This window comes from Mycobacterium sp. THU-M104, assembly GCF_049197365.1.
GTDB lineage: Bacteria > Actinomycetota > Actinomycetes > Mycobacteriales > Mycobacteriaceae > Mycobacterium.
Map to the genome: position 1 here is coordinate 1 of NZ_JBMIOP010000282.1, position 4,662 is coordinate 4,662.

General features: G+C 66.4%; 6 protein-coding genes and 1 pseudogene. 4 read left to right on the forward strand and 3 right to left on the reverse strand.

What is annotated here, in order from left to right:
• Positions 1-92 precede the first annotated feature (92 nt).
• Positions 93-935 carry an enoyl-CoA hydratase/isomerase family protein gene (locus ACOJVU_RS20205; RefSeq protein WP_421531408.1) on the reverse strand — a complete coding sequence of 281 codons (843 nt, stop codon included), beginning with the start codon at positions 933-935 and terminating at the stop codon, positions 93-95.
• Positions 936-1,027: 92 nt separating this feature from the next.
• Positions 1,028-1,318: a hypothetical protein gene (locus ACOJVU_RS20210; RefSeq protein WP_144946252.1), complete on the reverse strand. Its 291-nt coding sequence runs from the start codon at positions 1,316-1,318 to the stop codon at positions 1,028-1,030.
• 155 nt (positions 1,319-1,473) lie between these two features.
• On the opposite strand from ACOJVU_RS20210, the gene ACOJVU_RS20215 reads away from it, so the two are divergent.
• The 4 genes and pseudogenes from ACOJVU_RS20215 (at position 1,474) to ACOJVU_RS20230 (ending at position 3,561) form a co-directional block, all read left to right on the forward strand.
• A complete protein-coding gene (locus ACOJVU_RS20215; protein WP_421531409.1) occupies positions 1,474-1,599 on the forward strand; it encodes a hypothetical protein in 126 nt (41 codons plus the stop codon).
• A gap of 240 nt (positions 1,600-1,839) precedes the next feature.
• Positions 1,840-2,130, forward strand: a complete 291-nt coding sequence (locus ACOJVU_RS20220; RefSeq protein WP_421531410.1) for a transposase — start codon at positions 1,840-1,842, stop codon at positions 2,128-2,130.
• Positions 2,127-3,064: pseudogene (locus tag ACOJVU_RS20225) on the forward strand (IS3 family transposase). Before ACOJVU_RS20220 ends, ACOJVU_RS20225 begins: the two are co-directional and overlap by 4 nt.
• A gap of 161 nt (positions 3,065-3,225) precedes the next feature.
• On the forward strand, positions 3,226-3,561 hold the full coding sequence (locus ACOJVU_RS20230) for a hypothetical protein (RefSeq protein ID WP_421531411.1): 336 nt from the start codon (positions 3,226-3,228) through the stop codon (positions 3,559-3,561).
• A 294-nt stretch (positions 3,562-3,855) separates the two neighbouring features.
• Here ACOJVU_RS20230 and ACOJVU_RS20235 read toward each other — a convergent pair whose 3' ends face one another.
• On the reverse strand, positions 3,856-4,248 hold the full coding sequence (locus ACOJVU_RS20235) for an ArsR/SmtB family transcription factor (protein WP_421531412.1): 393 nt from the start codon (positions 4,246-4,248) through the stop codon (positions 3,856-3,858).
• Positions 4,249-4,662: the final 414 nt, after the last annotated feature.

Sequence of the window (4,662 nt, forward strand, 5' to 3'; positions counted from 1 at the left end):
AGCTTCCCCGCAACGCCAGCGGGAAGATCCTCAAAACAGCTCTGCGCGAACCCTATTGGCGGGACCGTGCGCGCAAGGTATGAGCGGCGCCCTCACAGGCGCCCCGCGGCGCGCAGCTGCGGATGCACCCAGTCCGGCGAGCGGCGCTCCTTGAAGGCGCGGAAACCCTCCCGCGCCTCGGCGTCGCCGAGGCTGGCGGTCATGCCGATGCGGTCGTACAGGCCCAGGTAGTTGTCGATGCTGGACTTGATGACCCCGCGGGCCCGCGGGGCGGTGCGGCACACCTGGGCCAGCAGGTCGCGCGCCTTCGCGAGCAGGCTCTCATGCGGCACGACCCGGCTCACCAGGCCCCAGTCGTAGGCCTCGGCCGCGCTCAGCACCCGTCCGGTGAACATCAGGTCGCGGGTGCGCACCGGCCCGATCAGGCGCGCCAGCATCTGGCTGTAGTAGGTGTCGGCGTAGCCGCGGAACAACTCGGGCACGCGGAAGGTCGCCCGCTCGCTGACCACCGAGAGGTCGCTGCACAGCGCGATCTGGAAGCCGCCGCCCTGGCAGAGTCCGTTCACCGCCGAGACGATCGGCTTGGCCGAGGTGCGCACCGCGTCGAACGGCGTCACGTCCATGCCCAGCGCGGCGCCGAAGGTGATCCAGTCGTCGGCGCCGCCGGTTGCGCCGCCCATGTCGCCGCCGGGCGCGAAGACGTCACCGGTTCCGGTGATCAGCAGCCCGGCCAGATCCGGATCCGCGTTGAGACGGCCTACGGCATAACGGATTCCGAAGTACACCGCCGGGGTCAGGGCGTTGCGCGCGTCCGGGCGGTCGATGGTGCACACCGCGATCGGCCCCTGCCGCTGCAAGGACAGGTACGGCGTGCCCAGCCAATCCCCTTCGGGCGGGCGCGGGCTGCCGTGCGGGGTCGGGGGGTGCTGCGTCACGGGACTCCTCTCGCGTCGGTGCCCGCGTCGTTGCGTCGGCGCGCCGTACAGTGGCTACTGTAGCTCTTACAGTACGTGGGGTGGTGCACCGCCTACAGGTACGGCAACGTGGCGACGGCGGTGCCCCGGGTGGTGTCGCTGAGCAGGTCGGCCAGCTTGGACTGCAACGTGGCCGCGGCCTCCCCCACCGGCTTGTCGCAGAATCGGCAGTGCGTGGCGAAGCGCGGCTGATCGTCTTCGTCCGGCCAGAACCGGCGTTGCCCCACCGCGGCGCCCGGGTCGTACTGGACCGACTGGTGGGGGGCGTCCCTGAGGATCCTGCCGACGGGATGGCCTTGCGGGCATTCGAGTTTCAGCACGCCGATCCCCTCTAGATTGCTCACAGTCCGCCGTCCTCACGAAGTCGTGGTCTCGTCGATCACACGTATTGTCGCCCCGGGCCGGCCGGTGTGCCCAGCGTGGTCGCGTGTCCGGTGCGTAGCGCGAACGTCTGGGCGTGGGCAAACCAAGTATCCAGCGGTGACTGCGGTACGCACGGGTGTACGACGTCGCCCGGCGCCAACTGCGGGGCAACCTGCCGCAGTCGTTCGTGCACGCGTTGCTGTTCGAGGCGGCGCACACGCTGGCAGGTGACGACGATCCGGCGCTGGGCAAGAGCCGGTGAGCTCACGTCGCAGTCGGGGACTACGGATTGCTCGCGTCCGCTCTGGCACGGCCGCGCGCATCGGTATCCGGCCACCCCGACAACCGACTATTGCGCCAGCGCCCCGCCATGATGCCCCAACGTCGCCACACCCGCGCCCAGCACCGGGCGGCGCAAATCTGTGCCGAACGCCGCCGGAACCACGAGGCCCCCGCTGAGGTTCCCCCGAGACCGTAGAGGCATCAGCTATAAGGGGTAGCGATGTCAGAGAAACGGAAGAAGTATGACCGTGAGTTCCGGGATGGGGCTGTGCGGATCGTGCGGGAAACGGGTAAGCCGATCGCGGCGGTGGCGCGCGATCTGGGCATGAATCCGGGCACCTTGGGGAACTGGGTTGCCCAGGATCAGGAGCAGCGCGAGGGTCGTGGGGAGTTGTCCAAGGACGATCTGGCTGAGCTGGCGCGTTTGCGGGCGGAGAACGCCGAGCTGCGGATGGAGCGTGATGTCCTCAAGCGATCAGTGGTCCTGTGGGTGAAGGAGGCGACGAAGTGAGCGCGGCACGTTTCATCGCTGACCAGAGGACCAAATATCGTGTGCCACATGCTGTGAGATGCCGTGTGCTGCGGGTCAGCCTGGCGTGGTTCTACTAGTGGCTGGGCCGCGCCGAGGACCCCGACGGGTTGCACACCGACACTGATCGGCGCCGCGCCGAGCTGGATGTGGCGGTCGCCGAGGCGTTCGCTAAGGCCAAGGGCTTGCATGGTTCCCCGCGATTGGTCGACGATCTGCGCGATAAGGGCTGGACGGTGTCGGTGAACACGGTCGCCGACTCGATGCGCCGCCGGCAGCTGGTGGCGCGTCCCAAGAAGCGCCGCAACGGGTTGACCAAGCAGGACAAGACCGCACCGAAGTTCGCTGACCTGGTCAAACGGGACTTCACCGCCGATGCACCGAACCGCAAATGGGTCGGTGACATGACGGAGATTCCTACCGACTCCGGGAAGCTGTATTTGGCGACTGTGATCGACCTGTACAGCCGGCGGCTGCTCGGCGCGGCAATGGGCCTGCACCCAGACGCCGAGCTGGCCTGTGCGGCCATCAAGATGGCCGTGGTGGCCCGTGGTGGCCGCGACGCGATCTGGCGCGACGAACTTGAGCAGCGGGTCATTTTCCACACCGACCCCTTGAACCTGCCACTTATACCGCCAGGGTGTTCACCAAGCTGTGTGCTGAGCTGGGGATCCGCCAATCCATGGGGCGGGTCGGGTCGTGCTTCGACAACGCCGCGGCCGAGGCGTTCTTCTCGTCGCTGCAATGGGAAGTGGTGTCCCGCAATCGCTTCCGTGATACTGTTCAAGCTCAGGCGGTGGTCATCGACTGGTGTTACACCTTCTACAACCACCAGCGTCGACACAGCGCCGCAGACGGACCATCGCCCGTCAACTACGAGATCAGGGAAAACTGTCAGAAGCCAGAAGCGGCTTAAGAAACCCTCCACGATCTCGGGGGAAGCACACGCACCGCGGTGCCATTCGCCACTGACGATCGCCAATCCGATTGGGGGGAGCCGCTCAGGCCAGCAAGGCGCCCACCACGACCCGCGACTTTCGTTTAACATCAATAACACAAGCCAAAGGAGTACATCGCATGTCCGCATCAAAGGAAAGCGCCGAGGTCTTACGGGCACATCTGGCCGAGCACGAGAAAATGGCCGAGGCTCACCTGCGAGAACATCGCGAGTTGGCGGACCGCCACCTCGCTAACCTGCGAGCCCTCACGGACCGGCACCTGGCCGAGCATCGCGATGTCGCTAAGCAGGGCGGTTTGTCCATCAGCGAATATGAGTCATTGGTTGCGCGGCATATGGATGAGCATCGCAAACTGACCGAGCGACTGCTGCAGGATCATCATAAGTTGGCTGACCGGCATCTGACCGAATTGAGCGAACTTTCGGCACGCCATTCGCATGAACATGCGGGGTAACTGGTCAGGCCACGCGAGCAGCCATGGTCGGCCCTCGGCGAGCACGGCGAGGGCATCGAAGACATTGCCGGCCGTGTTTGGCCACGGTGGATAGGTAGTTTCGGATCGCGCGGAACTTTTTGGCCCGGTGAGGGTGCGCAAGGCAGTCGGACACCTTCTGGCGCAGCGTGATTCGTCCGGATGTCGCGTGCGGATCCGGTGTCGTCCGGTTGCGGGCGACCAGGGCACTTCTTCGACTCGGGCCGGTCGGGCCTGCCTGAACCCCGCGCACACAGCCCGCTCGGGGCTGTTCCCTCAGCCGGCGCTGTCCGGCGGGATGGGTCCCGCCGCCCGGCGGATGTCGGCCAGCCGTTCTTCACAGATGCGGTAGAAGACCCAGCTTCCGCGACGTTGCCTGGTGACCAGGCCGGCTTCGTGCAGGATCTTGACGTGGTAGCTCACGCTCGGTTGGGAGATACCGAGTGGGCCGGTCAGGTCGTAGCCGCATTCCCCGCCGGGTCTCGTTCTGAGCAGCCCGAGGAGTTGGACTCGGGTCGGGTCGGCCAGGGCCTTGAACAACTTGGCGATCCGTTCGGCCTCGTCGCGGGACATGGCTTCGTCCAGCGTCGGATAGGTCCTTGCGTCTTGGGGTCTCGGCGTTATCGGCGCCGTACCCGTGTCCACCTGGGCCTTCCGAGAACCTGGCATATCGAGATATTGACATTCATCGAATACTGGCGCAACCTACCAACACCACCCGTTGTGTCTATCGACCGGAGACCAGCGTGTCCAAGCCCCTGATCCCGGTGTTCGATACCGGGCAAACCGGACCAGCCGGGCCGGAATGCGCGGCGCGCATGCATCGTGCCGGTGCGGTCATTACCGTCGCTCTGTCGCAGCCCGGCATCGAGCGGGTTCGACCGACGCCGGCTGAGAACCCCTGCGCGGCGGCCCGGGGAGCACCACCGGACACTCGCGGAGCACCGGCGCGAACAAGCCGAGGGCCGATACCGTGACCTACCGCCATCCTGAGGCCCTGGCCACCGTTGAATGGCTGGCCGAGCATCTCGACGATCCGTCGGTCCGGGTGGTGGATGCCCGCTTCGCCATCCGGGCTGCTGC

Bases quoted from the DNA above. Each gene is read 5' to 3' on its own strand.
- ACOJVU_RS20220 (WP_421531410.1), top strand. From the start codon at position 1,840: ATGTCAGAGAAACGGAAGAAGTATGACCGTGAGTTCCGGGATGGGGCT.
- ACOJVU_RS20230 (WP_421531411.1), top strand. From the start codon at position 3,226: ATGTCCGCATCAAAGGAAAGCGCCGAGGTCTTACGGGCACATCTGGCC.
- ACOJVU_RS20235 (WP_421531412.1), bottom strand. From the start codon at position 4,248: ATGCCAGGTTCTCGGAAGGCCCAGGTGGACACGGGTACGGCGCCGATA.